The organism is Flavobacterium suncheonense GH29-5 = DSM 17707 (genome assembly GCF_000430025.1).
Classification (GTDB): domain Bacteria; phylum Bacteroidota; class Bacteroidia; order Flavobacteriales; family Flavobacteriaceae; genus Flavobacterium; species Flavobacterium suncheonense.
The window spans coordinates 87,736-106,872 of the sequence record NZ_AUCZ01000004.1; the positions used below are offsets into that span (position 1 = coordinate 87,736).

A 19,137-nucleotide genomic window follows, 5' to 3' on the forward strand; every position below is an offset into this window, starting at 1 on the left:
AGTTTAGATATAACTGTCAACTGTTAACTGAATACTGTTAACTATTTTATGAGCGAAGAAAACGAAAATATAAACGAAGAGGAATTAACACCGCGTGACGAAAACCATTCTGAAGAAAACAGTTCAGAAGAAGGTCATTTTGAAGGTGAGCATTTTTACGATTCTGAAGAACAAAATCCCGAGGATACCATTACCAAAGTAACCGGTATGTACAAGGATTGGTTCCTGGATTATGCTTCTTACGTAATCCTGGAGCGTGCCGTGCCTGCTATTGAAGACGGTTTTAAACCGGTACAGCGCCGTATCATGCACTCGATGAAAGAGTTAGACGACGGTCGTTACAACAAAGTGGCGAACGTGGTCGGGCACACCATGCAGTATCACCCGCACGGGGATGCGAGTATCGGAGATGCAATGGTACAAATCGGTCAGAAGGATTTACTGATTGACTGTCAGGGGAACTGGGGAAATATTTTAACCGGTGACGGGGCTGCGGCTTCCCGATACATCGAGGCGCGTTTGAGCAAATTTGCCTTGGATGTGCTGTATTCCCCAAAAATTACAGAATGGGGTGTTTCCTATGACGGTCGTCGTCCGGAACCCATCAATCTTCCGGTAAAATTCCCGTTGCTGTTAGCGCAGGGAGGAGAAGGGATTGCCGTTGGTTTGTCTACAAAAATTTTACCGCACAATTTCAATGAATTAATCGATGCGTCGATCAAAATATTAAAAGGGAAACCGTTTACCTTATTTCCGGATTTTCCGACGGCCGGTATTGCCGATGTTTCCAATTACAACGACGGAATGCGCGGCGGACGGGTTCGTGTGCGTGCGAAGATTTCCCAGTTGGACAAGCAAACGCTGGTCATTACCCAGATTCCGTTTTCAACCAATACATCAACACTGATTGACAGTATTCTGAAAGCGAACGACAAAGGAAAAATCAAAATCAAGAAAATTGAAGACAATACGGCCGCTGAGGTAGAAATCTTAATTCATCTTCCGCCGGGCGTTTCTCCGGATAAAACCATCGATGCACTTTATGCTTTTACGGCCTGTGAAACGTCTATAGCGCCGCTGGGCTGTGTGATTCAGAACCATAAGCCGTTGTTTATCGGGGTTTCCGACATGCTGAAAATCTCCACGAACCGAACGGTGGATTTGTTGCGTCAGGAACTGGAAATTCAGTTGCAGGAACTGGAAACGAAATGGCATTTTTCTACACTTGAGAAGATTTTCATTCGCGAGGAAATGTACATCGACTTTAAACTGTATTCCGATAAAGAATCGTTATTCGAATACATGTACAAGCGTTTCGAGCCGTTCAAAAAAGTACTGATGCGAGAGATTGTCGATGAAGATCTGCAGAAATTAACGCAGATTCCGATGATTCGTATCACGCGTTTCGACTCCGACAAAGCCGATGAACTGATTGCGAAACTGGAAGATGAAATGGCGCAGGTAAAACATCATCTGGAACATCTGATCGAATTCGCCATCGACTATTTTAACAAACTGAAAGAGAAGTACGGAAAAGGCCGCGAACGTCAGACGGAAATCCGCAATTTCGATACCATTGAAGCGACGAAAGTGGTTTTGCGAAATACAAAATTATACGTCAACCGCGAAGAGGGTTTCATAGGAACCGGACTGAAAAAAGACGAATACGTAGCCGATTGTTCCGATATCGACGACGTGATTGTATTCCTGCGCGACGGTAAAATGATGATTTCCAAAGTGGATGAAAAGAAATTCGTCGGGAAAGATATTATTCACGTAGCCGTTTTCGATAAGAACGATAAACGCACCATTTACAACATGATTTACCGCGACGGAAAATCAGGATCATCGTTTATAAAACGTTTTAACGTATCGGGAGTAACTCGTGACAAAGCCTATGATTTAACTCAGGAAAAGCCGGGTTCACAGGTATTGTATTTTTCACATAACCCGAATGGTGAAGCAGAAGTCGTTACGATTTTACTGCGTCAGGTGGGCAGCGTGAAGAAACTGAAATGGGACGTGGATTTTGCCGACATTGCCATCAAAGGACGTGCTTCCAAAGGAAATACCGTTTCGAAATATCCGATCAAGAAAATAGAACTGAAAGAGAAAGGGATTTCAACTTTAAGACCTCGTAAGATTTGGTTCGATGATACCGTCCAGCGTTTGAATGTTGACGGCAGGGGAGAACTTTTAGGCGAATTCCGTCCGAACGACCGTTTGCTGATCATCAACCAATCCGGTAAACTGAAAACGATTATTCCGGAACTGACCACGCATTTCGACGAAGACATGATCATCCTTGAAAAATGGTATCCGAAGAAACCGATTTCCGCCATTTATTACGACGGGGAGAAAGAACGTTATTTCATCAAACGTTTCCTGGTGGAGAATGAAAACAAGGAGGAAATCTTTATCACCGAACACGAAAAGTCGCAGCTGGAAATTGTTTCCACCGATTGGCGTCCGGTAGCGGAATTAGTATTCGCTAAAAACAAAGGTGTTCAGAAGGAGAACCAAACCGTTGATATGGAGCAGTTCATCGCGGTAAAAGGCATCAAAGCCTTAGGAAACCAACTGACGACCGATAAACTGAAACAGGTAAATCTGTTAGACCCGCTTCCGTTTGAAGAACCAATCGAAGTGATTCCGGAAGAAATTGAAGTGAATCAGGACTCGGGTGAAGAAGGCACGGATTTGACGGATTACAACATCAGTTTAGACGATGACGGTCAGATTACCTTAACGTTAGAATAGCAATTAAAAGGAGGATTTCAATACAGATATCCTCTTTTTTATGGAATTATTATTTTAAAAATACTTCTGCAGCAGCGTTAATTTGCCGGATTTTCCACCCAGGCGATTATTCTTAAGGGGCCGCCGGTGCCGTCTTTTATTTTCATCGGGAGGGCGATAAGGTATATTCCGATTTCCGGTAATTCCTGAAGGTTGGCAAGGTTTTCAAAACCCAGAATATTTTCGGCACATAGGATTTGATGGGTTTTAAAATCTTTCGACTGTCCGTAATCAATGCTGGGTGTATCGATCCCCACAGCTTTGATTGTTCTGTTTTTTACAAGCCAAGTTGCAAGCACAGGATCGATACCGGGAAAATGCAGGTGCGGAATCGCTGCTTCTCCTTTGACGGCAGTACCTAAATATTTAGCTTTATCAGGGTAGAATTTGCCCCAACCGGTGCGGAACAACACGAAAGAGCCTTCCGGAATGTTGCCGTGATTTTTTTCCCATGCTTCCACATCTGAAATACTAATCTGATAATCGGCATTGTTTTGGGCTTTTGCGCGGATGTCAATCAGGATGGCATTACCGTTAAGACGTTCTAACGGAATCTGGTCTGCGCTCCACTTGCCTTTTGCGAAATGAATAGGAGCGTCGAGGTGCGTGCCGCCGTGTTCGGGCGTGTAAAATTCATTGGAAGCATAAAAGTAACCGCCGGCAGTCATGCCGTTGAACTGTGTCTTCAGCTGAAAACCTGTCGGGTTGTTGGGCCAGTAGATGGTTGTCTCCGAAAAGTCGTAGGTAAGGTCAATCCATTTGCCGGCGGCCAGCAGTTCCGAAAGGGTTTGCTTTTTTTCGGACTCCACACAAGAGGATAAACCCAGTAAAAGCGATGCAAAAATAAAATACTTCATAAGATTAGTATTAGTAAAATGTTACCGCATTTTGTTGACGTAAGAAGTTGCACTGAGGATTTTCACCTGTACAATCAGTTTTTTAAAACAATCCGGAATCGTGCTTTACCGCTTACCAGATGCTGAAACGCTTCGTTTACTTTTTCCATGGGAAATTCTTCTACAATAGGATAAATGTTATGTCGCACGCAGAATTCTAGCATGGTCTGGGTTAACGCCGGACTTCCCAACGGACTTCCGCCAACACTTTTCTGACCGCCAATTAAGGTAAACGCAGGAATTGCCATGGGTTCTAAAACTGCACCCACGTTGTGTAATTTCCCTTTTGGAGCCAAAGTGCCCAAATAAGCATTCCAGTCGAGGGTTACATTGGTCGTGTTTAAGATAAAGTTGAGCTGTCCTTTAATGCTTTCCAGTTCCGCCGGGTTTCGGGAATCGATAACTTTTGTGGCGCCCATAGCCAATATTTCTGCTTTTTTATCCGGATTGGAACTGAATGCAATAACTTCGCAGCCCCAGTGTTTTAAGAATTTAAGCGCCATGTGGCCTAAACCTCCGATTCCGATTACGCCAACTTTGTCTGTCGGTTTTACGCCGGAGATGATAATCGGGTTGAAAACCGTAATGCCGCCGCAGAGTAAAGGTCCTGCTTTAGCCATATCAATATCTTTTGGTAACGGAATCGCCCACGACCAATGCGCTCTGACGTAATCCGCAAAACCGCCGTGACGGCCCACGATGGTTTGTTCGGCATTGCGGCATAAATTGTGGCTGCCGTCCATGCACTCATGACAGTGCATACAGGATTCGGAATACCAGCCTAAACCTACTTTGTCACCCACTTTTACGTTCTTGACTTCGTTTCCTACCGCTACAATTTCGCCGACTATTTCATGACCGGGAACTATGGGATATTGCGTTTGGCCCCATTCGTTGTTAACCATGCTCAGATCGGAATGGCAAACCCCGCAATACAGTACTTTGATGTCGACTTGTTCGCTTCCGGGTTCGGGTAACGTATAGGTGAATTTTTCAAAGGAACCATTCGGCTCTTTAACCGCAAAAGCTTGTACTGTTCTCATCGTAATTGCTTTTAGTTGTACAATTTTGATAGTCAAGTTTCAGATTCGGAATTTAAAGGTAAAGGTTTTTATCGAAGAGCAGTTTTAAGTTGTTGTAAATTAGATAAATGCAAAAAAAATCCCGTTTAAGAACGGGATTTTATAACGGAACACTCCGGATAAAAGTTTTAGTATCAGGAATTAGTTTTTCTTTCGCATTTTCATGTTTAAGAATTCTACAGCCAAGGAAAAAGCAATGGCAAAATATAAGTATCCTTTTGGAACTGCGCCTACGTGTTGTCCGGCTAAGGAAGCTTCTGATAAGTGCATGCTTTCTGTCATCAGCATGAATCCGATTAAGATCAGGAAAGCCAGTCCTAAAATCTGAATGGAAGGGTTTTTGTTCACAAAATTACCAACCGGAACAGCAAACAACATCATAATCCCAACCGAAATGACTACAGCGGTAATCATGATGTACAAAGCGCCTGCCAAACCATTGGTCATCCCCACTGCGGTTAAAATACTGTCTACCGAGAAAATTAAATCGATTAACAAAATCTGAAAAATTACGTTGCCGAAGGATTTGGTTGCCGAGGTTTTCAGCTCTTTTTCTTCTTCGCCTTTATGATCTACTTTTTCATGAATTTCTTTGGTGCTCTTATAAATCAGGAAAATACCTCCGGCCAATAAAATTAAGGCCTGACCGGTGAAATGGGCGCTAAACCAACCCCAGTCGATACTAAAGAGCGGTTCTTTCATGGCGATAAGCAGTGTAATCCCGAACAATAAGCCGATACGCATAAACATGGCTAAAAACAAACCAATTCGGGTGGCTTTTTTGCGTTTTTCTTCCGGAAGTTTTCCGGTAACAATTGAAATGAAAATGATGTTATCGATACCTAAAACAATTTCAAGAAAGGTTAAGGTTAACAAGGCAATCCACGCGTCTGGGTTTAGAAATATTTCCATTTTGTAAGGTTAATGATTTGCTGTTAAACGTAGGTTAGTCGATTTTTGTTACAGCACCGCGTTGTTTTTTTGCATCACCTACGAAACCGTATTCAAAAGTGTAGCCTTTCTCGTTGGTAGTCAGGATTTTCATGCTGATGGCTTTTTTCTCCACCATGCTTTTCGGATGGATTTTCTGCAACACAAATTCACAATCGTTAACCCAACGAACAGAAGCAGTATCGGTTTTTCCGTTAAAAGTTTCAATCTGGATGTCATCTCTTCGCTCGAATACGGATTTGGATTTCTTTCCGTTAATTTCCTGAACGAATTCAAAGGTTCCGGTTTGGTAATCCTTGCAGTTGCGTTCCTGATGGTAACAGGAAGTGAGCGCCAAAAGGATGGCGGGTATGCTTAGCTTTTTCATTTCAGTTTGTTAAGTTCGTCGTCGGTAAAATGTTTGGTACTTTTCTCTTTCGAAAATTTATCGGCGTTGTAGTCGTTTGATTTGTTTTTGGGAATCGAAAGGCTTGTCCATTCTGTTTTCTTAAGCATTTTGGCATAAAAAACCATTTGTCCTACGTGGTACGGATAATGTGCCAGTTGCCTGTTGATGGCATCTAAAACCGTATGGCCTTCGTTGCGGATGTAAACGATTTGGGAGAGCTGTGCTTCGGTTAAGTCATCCAATGCCTTGAAAAGACAGTTCCAGCCTTTTTCCCAAACCTTGAGGAGTTCTTCCCTGGTCTTGAGGTTCAATTCAAACTCACTGTCGCGGTTGCGCCATTCTTTTTCACCGTCGGAAGTTAAAAAATCGGTCCAGCGGGACAGCATATTTCCGGACAAATGCTGTACAATTACGGCAATGGAGTTGGTGTCTTCGTTGGCCGCAAAAAAAAGCTGTTCTTCTTCCAACTGTTCCATGGCTTTTTCCCCAAGAGTTTTGTAATAAAGGAAAAGCCTTTTACTGCTTTGCAGATAAGTGTTACTGTTTTCCATCGAATAAACTTTTCATTATGGTTTGAATCCCTTTAAACATCAAAAAGATTGAAAGCATGCAAAAAATAATGCCCAAACCCAAAATGGGAATGTACAGCGGATGTTCCTGATTTTTGAAAGAGCTGTGAATTACGCTCGGTCCCAAAAACATAAGCGGCAGAGCAAAAGCCAGGTAACGGATGCCTTTTACCAAAAGTTGTTTGTTGGTACTCATTTAAAATCGTATTTGAAGACCGTAACCGTTGGAATTGGCCACAACATTCATTTCCAGTCTGCTGTTGTTCTGATAGCCTAATGTTGGTTCCAGCCCATTGTTGTAAACATCAATAGCCTGTTTGATTTTTTTCGTTCTTCCGGACAATACCGGTATGGAAGCAATGATTGAGGTACTTCCGATGTAGGTCATTGCTGAAGGATATTCGGTATCGGAAACCAAGCCTACTACAGCATCACCGGCCACCATAGCAATTCCGAAACCCAGTAAAAAACCGCCGACACCTTCTTTGGTTTTTCCTTTTTTGAATAAAGTACTGGCTTCGTAATTGGATTTTAAAAGTTGTTTGGTCTCGTAAGTTGAGATTTGCTCTCCTTTTACATAAAATTTGCCGCGTTCCATGGTGATTTTCTGTGCAAAAGCAGACATCACAAAAAGAAACGATAACAGGGTGAATAGTTTTTTCATTATGGTCAGGTTAGTTGGTTACTTGTTATAATGGTCTATCGCTTTGCGCACGCTGCCGTATTGTTCCAGTAAGGCTTTGGCTTCTTCGTAGGAAACCGGAATTTCGCCCATAATCATGCGAACGCCGCGGTCAATCAGTTTTACGTTGCTCAGTTGCATGTCGACCATTTTATTGCCTTTTACACGGCCCAGCTGAATCATGGTTGCCGTGGAAATCATGTTCAGGACTAATTTTTGTGCGGTTCCGGCTTTCATGCGGGAACTTCCGGTGACGAATTCCGGGCCTACCACGACTTCAATCGGGAATTTGGCGGTTAGAGCCAACGGGCTTCCGGCGTTGCAGGAGATGCAGCCGGTAGTGATGTTATTTTCGTTGCATTTTTCCAGTCCGCCGACAACGTAAGGCGTGGTTCCGGATGCGGCTATTCCGATGACTACGTCGTTTTCGTTAATGTTCCATTCGGATAAATCCTTCCAGGCCTGTTCTTTGTCGTCTTCAGCAAATTCCACGGCTTTGCGAATGGCAGTATCACCGCCGGCAATCAATCCGATGACTAAATCGAACGGGACACCGAAAGTAGGAGGGCATTCCGAAGCATCTACAATTCCTAAACGTCCTGAAGTTCCGGCTCCGATGTAAAACAACCTGCCGCCTTTTTTCATTTGTTCCACCACTTTAGAAACCAATGCTTCAATTTGTGGCATGGCTTTTTCTACAGCTAACGGAACGGTTTTATCTTCGTTGTTGATGTTGGTCAGCAAGTCGTGAACCGACATTTTTTCCAGATGCTCGTATTTTGAGGATTGTTCGGTGGTTTTTGTAAATGCCATAATTTAGCCTAATACATGATGTGCCAATACATTTTGTACATCATAAACATTAACAGATTTATTGAATTGTTTTACAATGCTCGGATTTGCTTCGCTTGAAACCCAAATTTTTAATTCGGCTTCTAAATCGAAAGTTCCGGCCGTTTCAATGCTGAAACGTGTTATACTTTTGTATGTAATGGATTTGTACTCAATTTTACTTCCTGTAAGTCCTTGTTTTTCAACTAAAATTAATCGTTTGTTCGTAAAAATAAAAGTATCGCGAATCAATTTAAAACCTAATTCTACCGTTTCACCAGTAATTAATAATTTGCTGTAGTCTTTCACTAAAGTGTCTTTGTCTACAGCACCTGCATTTCCTAATAAAGCAGAGAATATTCCCATGATTTTAATTTTTATTAAATATAAATTTTACATAAAGTAAGCCAAAATAATTCCCAGTATAATTGCTGAAAGTTTCGCCAAGTTGAATTTATGTCCTTCACTGGCTTCAAAAATAATCGTCGAAGAAATGTGAAACAGGATTCCGATGACAAAAGCGGTGATTTCGGCGTAATAATGGGTGATGAACGGCAGTTTTTCCGAAGCTATCGTACCCAGCGGCGTCATGGCGGCAAAGGTGAGCATGAAAATTAAGATGGAACTGCGGTTAAGATGCGAAGTGCTGAAAAAGGTGGTCAGGATGACTGCAATCGGGAAATGATGAATGGCAATTCCCCAAGCCAAATCCTGGTGATGGCTTACCGGCATTCCTTCCAGTAAGGCATGCAAACACAAACTGATGAACAGCGACCAGGGAATGTGGTGCATGGTGTCGTGTCCGTGCACATGTCCGTGTTCGGCTCCCTGTGAAAAATATTCAAGGACAATCTGGAAGATAATCCCGAACATGATGAAAAAACCAACGCCGTTATGCACATGTCCGCTTGTATCGTGCGCATGTGATGATTCGTATACCGCCGGTAACAAATGCGAAACCGTCAGCGCCAGCAGAAACGAACCGCTGAACGCCAGCAGCAGTTTTAGGTTTTTCTTGCTTTTTGGGCGGAAAAAAGTGGCAATCACATAACCCAAAAGCACCGAGAGTAAAGGCAGCAGATAAATCATCATACTATTTGAAAATCATGATTAAGCGTTCCGATTCGTTTTTAAAGAATTTGCGCAGTTTGTAATCGCCGAAAACATCCAGAAGGAAAATTCCGGCTTCTTCCATCATCTGTTCAAAATCGTCTAAAGTTAAGGCTTTTACCTTTTCCGTGAAATGAAATTTTTGACCTTTATCTTCAAAATCAATTTCTTTGAAAATATGGTTGTCTTTTACATAGCGTTTAATGTGAAAATCAATACCTTCCACCGTTTTTACTTCTTCCGGAACCAAATTGTTGATAACGTAGTTCACATTCATGAAGTCGATTACGGCAAATCCGTATTCCGTAAGACTATCTCTGATGGCTTTTAAGGTCGTCAGATTGTCGTCGTCACTTTCAAAATACCCGAAACTGGTAAACAAATTGAAAACCGCATCGAATTTTTCTTCGAAAGGTTCACGCATATCGTGTACTTTGAAATGCAGTTTCTCGTTGGCAAATTCGGAAGCGGCTGCGATACTGTTTTCGGATAAATCGGCACCGGTAACATCATACCCTAATTGATTCAAATAGACCGAATGACGCCCTTTACCGCACGCTAAATCCAGAATTTTGGCATCTTCAGGTAAATTTAAGTAATGGGTAAGGTTGTCCATGAAATGCTGGGCTTCGGCATAATCACGGTCTTTGTATAAAATATGATAGTAAGGTGTGTCGAACCAAGAGGCAAACCAATTTGCAGTATCTTTTTGCATAGAATTTATTTAGCCTACAAATTTAACGTATTTTTGCCGATGCAATTCAATACAAACACAGATTTATACGGATTGTCTTGCGTTATACAATATTGAAAATGGAGAATTTTAAAATGATTGCCAAAACCTTATTTGGCTTCGAGGAAATACTGGCAAAAGAATTAGCGCAATTGGGCGCTCAAAATATAGAAACCGGAACCCGAATGGTAAGTTTTGTGGGCGACAAAGGTTTTATGTACAAAGCCAATCTCGCTTTGCGCACCGCTTTAAAAATATTAAAACCGATTTACCAGTTCAGAGCGTTTAACGAGCAAAGTCTCTATCGCGGTATTCAGGGAATTGACTGGTCGAAATATTTGTCGGCACATCAGTCGTTTGTGGTGGATGTGACCTTGCATTCCGATCATTTTAACCATTCGCAGTTTGTGGCTCTGAAAACAAAAGATGCTATTGTGGATCAGTTTCGTGAGAAGTTTGGCAAACGTCCGAATATTGATAAAGACTTTCCGGATTTGCGCATCAACGTGCACATCGACCGCGACCAATGTTCGGTTTCTTTGGACAGTTCCGGCGATTCGCTGCACCATCGTGGCTACAAAACGGCTACGAATATTGCCCCGATTAATGAGGTTTTAGCCGCAGGTATGCTGTTGCTTTCCGGTTGGGACGGACAGGGTGATTTCATCGATCCGATGTGCGGTTCGGGAACTATTTTGGCAGAAGCAGCAATGATTGCCTGTAATATTCCGGCAAATATCAACAGAAAAGAGTTTGCGTTTGAGCGTTGGAATGATTGGGATAACGCCTTGTTCGATCAAATCATGGATTCGTTAATGAAGAAAGTGAAAGAGTTTCATTATACGATTACGGGTTACGATAAAGCGCCGTCGGCCGTAATGAAAGCGAAAGACAACATCCGAAATGCCAATCTGGACGAATACGTGAAGATTTACGAGCGCAATTTCTTCGACACCGAAAAAGAAACCCGCGGACCGTTGCACATGGTGTTCAATCCGCCGTACGGTGAGCGTCTGGATATTGAAATGGAGCGTTTTTACAGAGAAATAGGCGACACGCTGAAACAAAGTTATCCGGGAACCAATGCGTGGTTTATCACGGCTAATCTGGAAGCTTTGAAATTTGTAGGCTTAAAACCGTCAAGAAAAATCAAATTGTTCAACGGAAAACTGGAAGCGCGTTTGGTGAAATATGAAATGTACGAAGGCAGTAAACGAACAAAATTTCAGAATAAAGAGTAATCAGTCTCAGGATTCAACTTATAACTTATAATCATAACTTTCAGAAGATGACTTTAAAAACTAAAGGATTGTTATACAATTTTATCGGTTTCGCGCTGTTGTTTGTGATCACCAGAATTGTAGCCGAAATGTTTACCAACTTAACCGGAATCTGGTTGCCGTTAACCGCTTTTGTTGTGGCCACTTTATTGGCGCCAAAGTTTCAGACGGTACAAACCAGTGAAGGGGAGAAGCTTTTTATGAAATGGCTTTTTATTAAAGGCGTTAAAGAGATTAAGTAATAAAAAAAATCCCAAGTTTTTCGGAACTTGGGATTTTTGATTATTTTTTGCTTTTATAGAGTGGGATGAAATAACTCAGTGTATAGTTAAAGCCAACCCCGAATTTTCCTTCATACGTACGGTTAAAGCCCGGAATAAACAAATTGTCGAAATTGTCCGGTTTTTTGTTGGTAACCAGATAGTTTAACCTTGTTGAGAAACCTAAGTATAAGTTGTTGAACAATTCTGCTTTTACACCGCCGACTACTTCAATCCAGCTGGCTGTTAAACCGCTGTATTCTTTTCCGGAAATCACTGTGTTTTGTCCGAAATACTGATTGGTGTTGTAAATGGTATAGCTGTTCAGTTCCTGAGAAAACGAACTCACACCGTAGCGCATCCCTACATAAATCATGTTTTCCAGATCCAGCCAGTTTTCGTGGGTGTTGTAATCGAAACCAACTTTGAAATAACTGCCTTTCGTGGTGAAATTTAACTGATCGTCTTCCACGGTTTTCTTTTCGTTGCCCAATTCTCCGGCGAGGTAGATTTTTTTGGTCAGGCGATAATCTCCGACGATTTCAAAACCTTTGTAATTGTCATCGTAAAAAGATTTTGCCAATCGGTGCAAATCGACGCCAACGCGAACGCCATAACGCTGTGTTTTGCCGGATTGTACAGTGTCTTTTTCTTTTTGCTGTGCCAATGCTGATACTGAAACCAACATCAAAGCCATGCTAAAAATAGATTTTAATGTGTGTTTCATTTTCGTTTTGAATATAGGAGTGGTCTACCGTTATCGATTGGATCCAAAGGCCTGCATCGCCATCGGTTACTACCGGACTGCCGTCGTTTAGCTGAAAAAGGGTTTTGAATCCGCAGGCTCTTGAAATGTAAACATCTTCCCGCACATAGTTAAATGTCAGAATATCGATATTGTCATCTGAAGTATCGTCGTCGGCTCCGTTCTGAATAAAATGCAAAGTGGTTACATCCTCATTCGTTTTTAACGGAATTGTTATTTTACTGACACCATTATGACCGTTACCTTCCGTAAATCCAGGGGCAATTACGCCGAGATTGGTTACGGTTTTAAGGGTAGTAGGATTGGCCGCATCGTAAAATTCGATTACTACGTTTGGTGTGGTAGGCGTTCCTTCCGCACAGATGTCGTCCTTTTCACAACTCCAGAAGGAATTGGCAAGAAGAAGCGATAAGCCAACTATTTTTAGTTTTTTCATTTGTTCTGAAATCTACTTTCTTTTTTCCAAAAGTACAACATTTTCCACATGGTGCGTTTGTGGGAACATATCCACCGGACGTACTCTTGTTACTTTGTACATGCCGTCCATCAACGCCAAATCACGGGCTTGTGTTGCCGAGTTACAACTTACATACACCACTTTTTCAGGAGCGATTTTCAGAATTTGCCCAACCACATCGGCATGCATACCATCGCGCGGCGGATCAGTAATAATCACATCCGGATGACCGTGCGTTTTGATGAATTCGTCGTTGAACACATTTTTCATGTCTCCCACAAAGAACTCACAGTTGGTGATGTTATTGCGTTTCGCGTTTTCTTTGGCATCAGCAATCGCTTCCGGAACGGCTTCCACACCGATTACTTTTTTCGCTTTTTTGGAAACGAATTGCGCAATGGTTCCGGTTCCGGTGTATAAATCGTATACGAGTTCATTTCCGGTCAAGCCAGCAAAATCTCTGGTAATGGAGTACAATTCATAGGCTTGCGCGGAATTCGTCTGATAGAACGATTTCGCATTGATGCTGAAGTTCAGACCTTCCATCTCCTCCAGAATATAATCCCTTCCTTTGAAAAGAATGATGTCCTGATCGTAAATGGTATCATTGGCTTTCTGATTGATCACATATTGCAACGAGGTGATTTCCGGGAAACGTTCCGACAGGAAATTCATCATCAGTTCGATGCCTTTTTTGTCGTTGTCGTAGAACTGAATCAGTACCATGATTTCGCCGGTTGAAGCGGTACGAATCATAAAAGTACGCAACAAACCGTGATTTTCTCTCGGATTGAAAAATGTCAAACCATTCTCGTTGGCAAAACGGCGGATTTCGTTGCGGATATCGTTGGAAGGATCCTGTTGCAGATGACATTTTTTGATGTCCAGAATCTTGTCCCACATTTTCGGGATGTGGAAACCAACGGCATTTTTGTTGTCCAGTTTTGCTTCGGAATCGATTTCTTCCTGAGTCATCCATCGTGAAGACGAGAAACCGAATTCCATTTTATTGCGGTAGAAGAATTGCTCCTTGGAACCTAAAATCGGCTCAAATTCCGGCAATTCCACTTTACCGATTCGCTTTAAATGATTGAAAACTTCCTGATTTTTGTAGAACAACTGCTGTTCGTACTTCATGTTTTGCCATTTGCAGCCGCCGCAAACGCCGAAATGCTCACAAATCGGGTCAATGCGGTGTTCGGAAAACTCATGAAAATTCACGGCTTTTCCTTCGTAATAGGCTTTGCGTTTTTTGAAGGTTTGCACGTCCACCACGTCGCCCGGCACTACATTCGGAATAAAAATTACTTTACCATCGGGCGCTTTGGCTACCGATACGCCTTTTGCACCTGCATCAAGGACTTTTACGTTTTCGAATACGATTTTGTCTGTTTTCTTTCTTCCCATGGCGCAAAAATACGGATTCAAAACAGAATGAAAGTTTATTTTTATGAGATATTAATAAAAAAAATACGCCTTAAAAAGACGTATTGGAAAAATTGTTTTTATATGTTAATCAATATTTAATATCAAAAACACCATCGGTTACAGTAATTGTATTCATAGGGTCGTCTGGGTCAGCTAAAGTTCCTGAAAAGGTTCCTTTTAACTTGTTGTCCGAATTTTGCGTTAAGATAACTGAAAAAGTTTCTGTTGATTCGTATGAAATGTCGTTTTCAGTATATGCAAAGTAGTAAACGCTGCCGGCTTCTGCATTATCTTTCTCCAGGCTCATTACCAATGTGGTTGGAGGACTTCCTGCTATGGTTGCCGTTACATCCAAATCGGTATAATCGGGATAAACAACCGGAACGACCTGAACGTTTGAGAAGTTTTTCTGAACTCCGTTAATCTTAGTAGTGAAGGTGTTTTGAGGCGCCGGACTTTCACCGGAATTACCATCATCACTCGAACACGATAAAAAAATGCCGAGCGACAAAAATGCCAGAAATAAAATTATTTTTTTCATAAGAACGAGTTTTAGGGGTTCAACGTGTTATGAAGTTACTCATAATCATTGATTTATGTGTTTTTAGGAGTCTTAAAATCGTTGTGCTTAAAATTAAAATCGTTAAATGGCAAATCGGGCAGATGCTTATTTCCCGTTCAGACTTTTGTAACTTTGACGGGCAATCCTAGATTAAACGATACCATGAAAACTCATTTAGCGCTTTTACGCGGCATCAATGTTTCCGGACATAACATGATAAAAATGGATGCTTTAAAAGCAACTCTTGAAAATATCGGATTCAAGAATGTACAAACGTATATTCAGTCCGGAAATGTGTTTGTAACTTCTGAAGAGGAAAGTCCTGCGGCGGTGGGTTTTAAGATCCGTCAGGAAATTTACAGGGCTTTTGGCTGCGAAGTTCCGGTTGTGGTAATCGGAAAAGAAGATTTGGAAGCCTGTTTTAGAAACAATCCGTTTTTACAGGAAAAAGATGCTGATATCAAGAAATTATATGTAACCTTCGTGTCGAAAGAACTAAGTGTTAATGCCATTCACGATTTAAAAATGAGCCAGGTCAAACCCGATGAAGCAGCCATAGATGCCACGAGAATTTACATCAAATATGCTGTTGGGGCAGGAAAGACCCGTTTTGATCAGAAATATATCGAGAAAAAGTTAAATGTAACGGCAACCATGCGCAATTGGAACACCGTAACGAAGTTATTGGAAATGTATGAGGAGAGTTGAATTGATAAATTCATAAGAAATTTTCTTTTTAAATGTTAAAAATTTAAAAATTATTTCTGTTTAACCATGTTTATTATGGATATTTCCTTTTTTAGTTTTTTATAACAAGAATTTTACTTTTTGTTAAGTATGTTTAGGTAGGTTTTTATTGCATTTTTTTTCAATATGTTTGATGTCAAAGAAACTTCATTTGTTATAAAATTCATAAAAAAGACTGTAAAATGTTATTTTTTTCGATTCGAATCCTTAACTTGCACAGCAATTAGCCCCGCGAATTTTATAATAACTGAAACTACTAAATCAATTTAATAATGCAAGTGTTAGAAAAAATGAGTTCTACAGAAGCAATTCAATTAGAAGATAAATATGGTGCACATAATTATCATCCGCTTCCGGTTGTGCTGAGCAAAGGCGAGGGTGTTTTTGTTTGGGATGTGGAAGGGAAGAAATATTATGATTTTTTATCCGCTTATTCTGCAGTCAACCAAGGACATTGCCATCCGAAAATTGTCGGAGCCATGATGGAGCAGGCACAGACGTTAACCCTTACTTCCCGTGCTTTTTATAACGATAAGTTAGGGCTATACGAACAGTTCGTAACCAAATATTTCGGTTTCGATAAGGTTTTACCAATGAATACCGGGGCAGAAGCAGTGGAAACCGCTTTAAAACTGTGTCGTAAATGGGCTTATGAGAAAAAGGGGATTCATGAAAATGAGGCTCAGATTATCGTTTGTGAGAACAACTTCCACGGAAGAACGACCACAATCATCTCTTTTTCAAACGATGAGAATGCTCGTAAAAACTTCGGTCCTTATACTGCCGGATTTATCAAAATAGCTTATGATGATATTGATGCTTTGGAAAAAGCAATTACATCATCACCAAATATTGCAGGATTCCTTGTGGAACCGATTCAGGGGGAAGCTGGGGTTTATGTACCATCGGAAGGTTATCTGGCCAAAGCCAAAGCATTGTGCGAGAAACATAATGTATTGTTTATTGCCGATGAAGTACAAACCGGGATTGCCCGTACCGGAAAATTATTGGCAGTAAACCATGAAAATGTAACGCCGGATATTTTAATTTTAGGAAAAGCATTATCAGGTGGAGCTTATCCGGTATCTGCGGTATTGGCTAATGATGCCATCATGAATGTGATTAAACCGGGACAACACGGTTCAACTTTTGGAGGAAATCCGATTGCTGCGGCTGTTGCCATCGCTGCTTTAGAAGTGGTTACAGACGAAAAACTTGCAGAAAATGCCGAGCGTCTTGGAAAAATTTTCCGTTCTGAAATCGGTAAATATATCGAAACATCTTCTATTGCAACACTGGTTCGCGGTAAAGGGCTTTTAAATGCTATCGTGATTAACGATACCGAAGAAAGCGACACAGCCTGGAACATTTGTATGAAATTGGCTGAAAACGGTTTACTGGCTAAACCAACGCACGGCAACATCATTCGTTTTGCACCGCCTTTGGTGATGAATGAAGAACAATTGTCAGATTGCGTAAGCATTATAATCAAGACACTGAAAGAGTTTGAAAAATAAAAAACAAAAAATCCGCTTTTAAGCGGATTTTTTATTTAGAAAGTATTGATTATTGTCCCATCATTTCACGCATCTTTTCCTGTAATAATTCAGGGTTTTGTAATGTTTCCCAACCAAAGTAGCTGATTAACCAAGCCAAATAAATCAGGTAAATTACCCCCAACACAATTCCGATGATACAAAGTAATTTACCGGTTTTAATGTTTTTGAAGTTAGTGTATAAAGAAGGATTCTGATTGTAAACAGCAGTGTCTTTATTGGCTAAATAAATACCAACGCCTCCTAAAAGTAAACTGAGAATCCCGTAACAACAACATGTGATAATAGACAAAACGCCTAAAATCATAACTGCTGAAGCATTTGGTAATTTTTGTTTAGTCTCAAAATTGTTGAAGTTTGTTTCTTCCATAATAATTGGTTTTGGTTAGTATTCAGTTGAAAAAATGTTTGATAAAATAAGAAACGACCATAATCACCGCATTGGTAATGCCCAACGATATTATAGCCCGATGATAATTTCGTGATTTGTCAAGGTAATGGAGTGCGATGAATCCGAAAAGCGGAATTAGTGTGTAAATTGCCGGAAACATCAGAAAAGCCGCTTTGAATTCCCCTTGGAAAAGTAAAACAAGCGCTCTTTGTGTACCACAACCGAAGCATTCGATACCAAAAAACTTTTTGCTGAAGCAAGGGAGCATATATTCTTCCATGGTAGCTTTTTTCTGTAAAGCAATTTTAGGAAAAAAAAAGGGAATAACTGAAAAAAACTAAAATTTATTTTAAAGTTCCGTACTTTTGAATTTTAAATCAGACTATGAAAACACTGTATATTATCCTCTTTTTTGTTGTAATTGGTTTTGCGTTTTACGAGCAATCGAAACCTAATCCGAATATATGGATCCAGTGTATCGGTGTTCTGGTTTTCTTTTACGGAATGATGAAATTAATGTCGAAAACGCCCAGTAACAAAAAAGACGAAGATCATGACATTTAACATCGGTGATAAAGTTGCTGTTCTTGATGAGGCAGTAAACGGCGTTGTAACAGGTTTTAAGAACAATCAGATAGTAATCGAAACCACAGACGGTTTTGTAATGGCCTACGCGATAAAGGAACTGGTTAAAATAGACGATGCCACTGATTTAAAATCTTTTACGTCCAATCATAGTTTAAGTTTGGCACTGAAGGAAAAAGAAGAAGCCAAAAAACGGTCTTTCGTGAAAGAGAAAAAATCCCGCAAAGACGAATTTGTTCTGGAGGTAGATCTTCACATTGAAAAACTGGTACCTTCCAAACGCGGAATGACCAATTACGATATTCTTACCTTACAGATGGAAACCGCAAAACGACAATTGGATTTCGCCATCAAAAACAGAATGCCGAAAGTGGTTTTCATACACGGAGTAGGCGAAGGCGTTTTAAAAGCCGAACTCGATTTTCTGCTCGGTCGTTACGACGGGATTTCCTTTCAGGATGCCAACTACCAAAAATACGGCTTAGGAGCCACCGAAGTGTACATCAAACAAAACCCGAACCGTTAATTACAAATTGGTGGTGTACGTTCCGAAAAGGTATTCTTCAAAGACAAAGGTATTATCGGTACTTACAAATTGAATGTTTATAAATTTAATCTGATGGTTGTATCCAGTTAGAACGGGCTCATTGGTAACAGGATCAATCGTAGTTTTTTCTGTGGTAACAATCTGAATGGTTCCGCCGGTTGAAGCCGTCCACTCCGATGCCACACTTGGGGCAGCCGGAGGAATGCTCGAACAGATTGTGCTGCTGGAAACATTTCCGCTGTATTTTCGGTACAGTACTTTATTCGTTCCGGAAATCGTTACAATTCTGGGCTCATCGGGCGGAGTTACTTCATTCGGAAAATTAGAAGCCGGAATGTCTAAAAGCAGAAGTTCTTCACCACTGGTTTTAAAAAGAAGCATTTTATCACTGCATTTCTGAATAGGCGCATTGCTGAAATTGAAAGACTCCAATACCAAATCGCCATCATCACAGCCGGTTACTAATAAAATGCCAAGCAATATTCCGAATACTTTTTTCATACAGAAGAAATGTTTG

At 40.9% G+C, this 19,137-nt stretch carries 25 protein-coding genes; 7 read left to right on the forward strand and 18 right to left on the reverse strand.

The features are described 5' to 3' along the window. Positions 1-48: 48 nt before the first annotated feature. Positions 49-2,760, forward strand: a complete 2,712-nt coding sequence (locus G498_RS0102665; protein WP_026979725.1) for a DNA gyrase/topoisomerase IV subunit A — start codon at positions 49-51, stop codon at positions 2,758-2,760. 77 nt (positions 2,761-2,837) lie between these two features. On the opposite strand, the gene G498_RS0102670 is transcribed toward G498_RS0102665, so the two are convergent. The 11 genes from G498_RS0102670 to G498_RS0102720 form a co-directional block, all read right to left on the reverse strand. Further along, entirely contained in the window at positions 2,838-3,656 is an 819-nt protein-coding gene (locus G498_RS0102670; protein ID WP_026979726.1) for a cyclase family protein, read from the reverse strand. Positions 3,657-3,730: 74 nt separating this feature from the next. Next, positions 3,731-4,738, reverse strand: coding sequence for an NADPH-dependent aldehyde reductase Ahr (ahr, locus tag G498_RS0102675; RefSeq protein ID WP_026979727.1), 1,008 nt, complete (start codon positions 4,736-4,738; stop codon positions 3,731-3,733). A gap of 180 nt (positions 4,739-4,918) precedes the next feature. After that, positions 4,919-5,689, reverse strand: a complete 771-nt coding sequence (locus G498_RS0102680) for a TerC family protein (RefSeq protein ID WP_026979728.1) — start codon at positions 5,687-5,689, stop codon at positions 4,919-4,921. Between the two features lie 34 nt (positions 5,690-5,723). Then, complete coding sequence (locus G498_RS0102685) at positions 5,724-6,095, reverse strand: hypothetical protein (protein WP_026979729.1); 372 nt, start codon at positions 6,093-6,095, stop codon at positions 5,724-5,726. After that, positions 6,092-6,667 (reverse strand): DUF1572 domain-containing protein, encoded by a 576-nt coding sequence (locus G498_RS0102690; RefSeq protein WP_026979730.1) that lies wholly within the window; start codon positions 6,665-6,667, stop codon positions 6,092-6,094. Before G498_RS0102690 ends, G498_RS0102685 begins: the two co-directional genes overlap by 4 nt. After that, positions 6,654-6,881, reverse strand: coding sequence for a DUF6095 family protein (locus G498_RS0102695; protein ID WP_026979731.1), 228 nt, complete (start codon positions 6,879-6,881; stop codon positions 6,654-6,656). The genes G498_RS0102690 and G498_RS0102695 overlap by 14 nt, the downstream gene beginning before the upstream one ends. Continuing rightward, on the reverse strand, positions 6,882-7,349 hold the full coding sequence (locus G498_RS0102700; RefSeq protein ID WP_131387652.1) for a hypothetical protein: 468 nt from the start codon (positions 7,347-7,349) through the stop codon (positions 6,882-6,884). It lies immediately after the preceding gene. Positions 7,350-7,367: 18 nt separating this feature from the next. Further along, entirely contained in the window at positions 7,368-8,180 is an 813-nt protein-coding gene (gene murQ / locus G498_RS0102705) for an N-acetylmuramic acid 6-phosphate etherase (protein ID WP_026979733.1), read from the reverse strand. 3 nt (positions 8,181-8,183) lie between these two features. Beyond that, the gene (locus G498_RS0102710; RefSeq protein ID WP_026979734.1) at positions 8,184-8,564 is read right to left on the reverse strand and encodes a PH domain-containing protein; all 381 of its coding nucleotides are present in this window, start codon (positions 8,562-8,564) and stop codon (positions 8,184-8,186) included. Positions 8,565-8,591: 27 nt separating this feature from the next. After that, positions 8,592-9,287, reverse strand: coding sequence for a ZIP family metal transporter (locus G498_RS0102715; protein ID WP_026979735.1), 696 nt, complete (start codon positions 9,285-9,287; stop codon positions 8,592-8,594). A 4-nt stretch (positions 9,288-9,291) separates the two neighbouring features. After that, positions 9,292-10,023, reverse strand: coding sequence for an SAM-dependent methyltransferase (locus G498_RS0102720; RefSeq protein ID WP_026979736.1), 732 nt, complete (start codon positions 10,021-10,023; stop codon positions 9,292-9,294). Between the two features lie 98 nt (positions 10,024-10,121). Here G498_RS0102720 and G498_RS0102725 point away from each other — a divergent pair, with 98 nt between their 5' ends. Further along, positions 10,122-11,282, forward strand: a complete 1,161-nt coding sequence (locus G498_RS0102725) for a THUMP domain-containing class I SAM-dependent RNA methyltransferase (protein WP_026979737.1) — start codon at positions 10,122-10,124, stop codon at positions 11,280-11,282. 47 nt (positions 11,283-11,329) lie between these two features. Next, positions 11,330-11,563 (forward strand): hypothetical protein, encoded by a 234-nt coding sequence (locus G498_RS0102730; protein ID WP_026979738.1) that lies wholly within the window; start codon positions 11,330-11,332, stop codon positions 11,561-11,563. A gap of 40 nt (positions 11,564-11,603) precedes the next feature. Here G498_RS0102730 and G498_RS0102735 read toward each other — a convergent pair whose 3' ends face one another. The 4 genes from G498_RS0102735 to G498_RS0102750 form a co-directional block, all read right to left on the reverse strand. Then, positions 11,604-12,308: a DUF6048 family protein gene (locus tag G498_RS0102735; RefSeq protein WP_026979739.1), complete on the reverse strand. Its 705-nt coding sequence runs from the start codon at positions 12,306-12,308 to the stop codon at positions 11,604-11,606. After that, the gene (locus G498_RS0102740; protein ID WP_026979740.1) at positions 12,280-12,783 is read right to left on the reverse strand and encodes a DUF6452 family protein; all 504 of its coding nucleotides are present in this window, start codon (positions 12,781-12,783) and stop codon (positions 12,280-12,282) included. The genes G498_RS0102735 and G498_RS0102740 overlap by 29 nt, the downstream gene beginning before the upstream one ends. Positions 12,784-12,795: 12 nt before the next feature. Further along, positions 12,796-14,211, reverse strand: coding sequence for a 23S rRNA (uracil(1939)-C(5))-methyltransferase RlmD (gene rlmD / locus G498_RS0102745; protein WP_026979741.1), 1,416 nt, complete (start codon positions 14,209-14,211; stop codon positions 12,796-12,798). A gap of 109 nt (positions 14,212-14,320) precedes the next feature. Then, complete coding sequence (locus tag G498_RS0102750; protein WP_026979742.1) at positions 14,321-14,773, reverse strand: hypothetical protein; 453 nt, start codon at positions 14,771-14,773, stop codon at positions 14,321-14,323. A 183-nt stretch (positions 14,774-14,956) separates the two neighbouring features. Between G498_RS0102750 and G498_RS0102760 the strand changes: the two genes are divergently transcribed. Next, entirely contained in the window at positions 14,957-15,502 is a 546-nt protein-coding gene (locus G498_RS0102760) for a DUF1697 domain-containing protein (protein WP_026979743.1), read from the forward strand. A gap of 311 nt (positions 15,503-15,813) precedes the next feature. Continuing rightward, positions 15,814-17,058: an ornithine--oxo-acid transaminase gene (gene rocD, locus G498_RS0102765; RefSeq protein WP_026979744.1), complete on the forward strand. Its 1,245-nt coding sequence runs from the start codon at positions 15,814-15,816 to the stop codon at positions 17,056-17,058. Between the two features lie 49 nt (positions 17,059-17,107). Here the strand turns inward: rocD and G498_RS0102770 are convergent, their stop codons facing one another. Both G498_RS0102770 and G498_RS0102775 read right to left on the reverse strand, forming a co-directional pair. After that, a complete protein-coding gene (locus G498_RS0102770) occupies positions 17,108-17,467 on the reverse strand; it encodes a CCC motif membrane protein (protein ID WP_026979745.1) in 360 nt (119 codons plus the stop codon). A 22-nt stretch (positions 17,468-17,489) separates the two neighbouring features. Further along, positions 17,490-17,768: a DUF2752 domain-containing protein gene (locus G498_RS0102775; protein ID WP_026979746.1), complete on the reverse strand. Its 279-nt coding sequence runs from the start codon at positions 17,766-17,768 to the stop codon at positions 17,490-17,492. Between the two features lie 104 nt (positions 17,769-17,872). Here G498_RS0102775 and G498_RS15310 point away from each other — a divergent pair, with 104 nt between their 5' ends. Both G498_RS15310 and G498_RS0102785 read left to right on the forward strand, forming a co-directional pair. After that, positions 17,873-18,052, forward strand: a complete 180-nt coding sequence (locus tag G498_RS15310) for a hypothetical protein (RefSeq protein WP_026979747.1) — start codon at positions 17,873-17,875, stop codon at positions 18,050-18,052. Continuing rightward, positions 18,042-18,599, forward strand: coding sequence for a Smr/MutS family protein (locus G498_RS0102785; protein ID WP_026979748.1), 558 nt, complete (start codon positions 18,042-18,044; stop codon positions 18,597-18,599). Before G498_RS15310 ends, G498_RS0102785 begins: the two co-directional genes overlap by 11 nt. Here G498_RS0102785 and G498_RS0102790 read toward each other — a convergent pair whose 3' ends face one another. Continuing rightward, complete coding sequence (locus G498_RS0102790) at positions 18,600-19,121, reverse strand: hypothetical protein (RefSeq protein WP_026979749.1); 522 nt, start codon at positions 19,119-19,121, stop codon at positions 18,600-18,602. It lies immediately after the preceding gene. Positions 19,122-19,137: the final 16 nt, after the last annotated feature.

What these genes read in the sequence shown, in the direction of transcription:
- G498_RS0102665 (WP_026979725.1), top strand. Translation starts at nt 49, where the DNA reads ATGAGCGAAGAAAACGAAAATATAAACGAAGAGGAATTAACACCGCGT.
- G498_RS0102670 (WP_026979726.1), bottom strand. Translation starts at nt 3,656, where the DNA reads ATGAAGTATTTTATTTTTGCATCGCTTTTACTGGGTTTATCCTCTTGT.
- ahr (WP_026979727.1), bottom strand. Translation starts at nt 4,738, where the DNA reads ATGAGAACAGTACAAGCTTTTGCGGTTAAAGAGCCGAATGGTTCCTTT.
- G498_RS0102680 (WP_026979728.1), bottom strand. Translation starts at nt 5,689, where the DNA reads ATGGAAATATTTCTAAACCCAGACGCGTGGATTGCCTTGTTAACCTTA.
- G498_RS0102685 (WP_026979729.1), bottom strand. Translation starts at nt 6,095, where the DNA reads ATGAAAAAGCTAAGCATACCCGCCATCCTTTTGGCGCTCACTTCCTGT.
- G498_RS0102690 (WP_026979730.1), bottom strand. Translation starts at nt 6,667, where the DNA reads ATGGAAAACAGTAACACTTATCTGCAAAGCAGTAAAAGGCTTTTCCTT.
- G498_RS0102695 (WP_026979731.1), bottom strand. Translation starts at nt 6,881, where the DNA reads ATGAGTACCAACAAACAACTTTTGGTAAAAGGCATCCGTTACCTGGCT.
- G498_RS0102700 (WP_131387652.1), bottom strand. Translation starts at nt 7,349, where the DNA reads ATGAAAAAACTATTCACCCTGTTATCGTTTCTTTTTGTGATGTCTGCT.
- murQ (WP_026979733.1), bottom strand. Translation starts at nt 8,180, where the DNA reads ATGGCATTTACAAAAACCACCGAACAATCCTCAAAATACGAGCATCTG.
- G498_RS0102710 (WP_026979734.1), bottom strand. Translation starts at nt 8,564, where the DNA reads ATGGGAATATTCTCTGCTTTATTAGGAAATGCAGGTGCTGTAGACAAA.
- G498_RS0102715 (WP_026979735.1), bottom strand. Translation starts at nt 9,287, where the DNA reads ATGATTTATCTGCTGCCTTTACTCTCGGTGCTTTTGGGTTATGTGATT.
- G498_RS0102720 (WP_026979736.1), bottom strand. Translation starts at nt 10,023, where the DNA reads ATGCAAAAAGATACTGCAAATTGGTTTGCCTCTTGGTTCGACACACCT.
- G498_RS0102725 (WP_026979737.1), top strand. Translation starts at nt 10,122, where the DNA reads ATGGAGAATTTTAAAATGATTGCCAAAACCTTATTTGGCTTCGAGGAA.
- G498_RS0102730 (WP_026979738.1), top strand. Translation starts at nt 11,330, where the DNA reads ATGACTTTAAAAACTAAAGGATTGTTATACAATTTTATCGGTTTCGCG.
- G498_RS0102735 (WP_026979739.1), bottom strand. Translation starts at nt 12,308, where the DNA reads ATGAAACACACATTAAAATCTATTTTTAGCATGGCTTTGATGTTGGTT.
- G498_RS0102740 (WP_026979740.1), bottom strand. Translation starts at nt 12,783, where the DNA reads ATGAAAAAACTAAAAATAGTTGGCTTATCGCTTCTTCTTGCCAATTCC.
- rlmD (WP_026979741.1), bottom strand. Translation starts at nt 14,211, where the DNA reads ATGGGAAGAAAGAAAACAGACAAAATCGTATTCGAAAACGTAAAAGTC.
- G498_RS0102750 (WP_026979742.1), bottom strand. Translation starts at nt 14,773, where the DNA reads ATGAAAAAAATAATTTTATTTCTGGCATTTTTGTCGCTCGGCATTTTT.
- G498_RS0102760 (WP_026979743.1), top strand. Translation starts at nt 14,957, where the DNA reads ATGAAAACTCATTTAGCGCTTTTACGCGGCATCAATGTTTCCGGACAT.
- rocD (WP_026979744.1), top strand. Translation starts at nt 15,814, where the DNA reads ATGCAAGTGTTAGAAAAAATGAGTTCTACAGAAGCAATTCAATTAGAA.
- G498_RS0102770 (WP_026979745.1), bottom strand. Translation starts at nt 17,467, where the DNA reads ATGGAAGAAACAAACTTCAACAATTTTGAGACTAAACAAAAATTACCA.
- G498_RS0102775 (WP_026979746.1), bottom strand. Translation starts at nt 17,768, where the DNA reads ATGGAAGAATATATGCTCCCTTGCTTCAGCAAAAAGTTTTTTGGTATC.
- G498_RS15310 (WP_026979747.1), top strand. Translation starts at nt 17,873, where the DNA reads ATGAAAACACTGTATATTATCCTCTTTTTTGTTGTAATTGGTTTTGCG.
- G498_RS0102785 (WP_026979748.1), top strand. Translation starts at nt 18,042, where the DNA reads ATGACATTTAACATCGGTGATAAAGTTGCTGTTCTTGATGAGGCAGTA.
- G498_RS0102790 (WP_026979749.1), bottom strand. Translation starts at nt 19,121, where the DNA reads ATGAAAAAAGTATTCGGAATATTGCTTGGCATTTTATTAGTAACCGGC.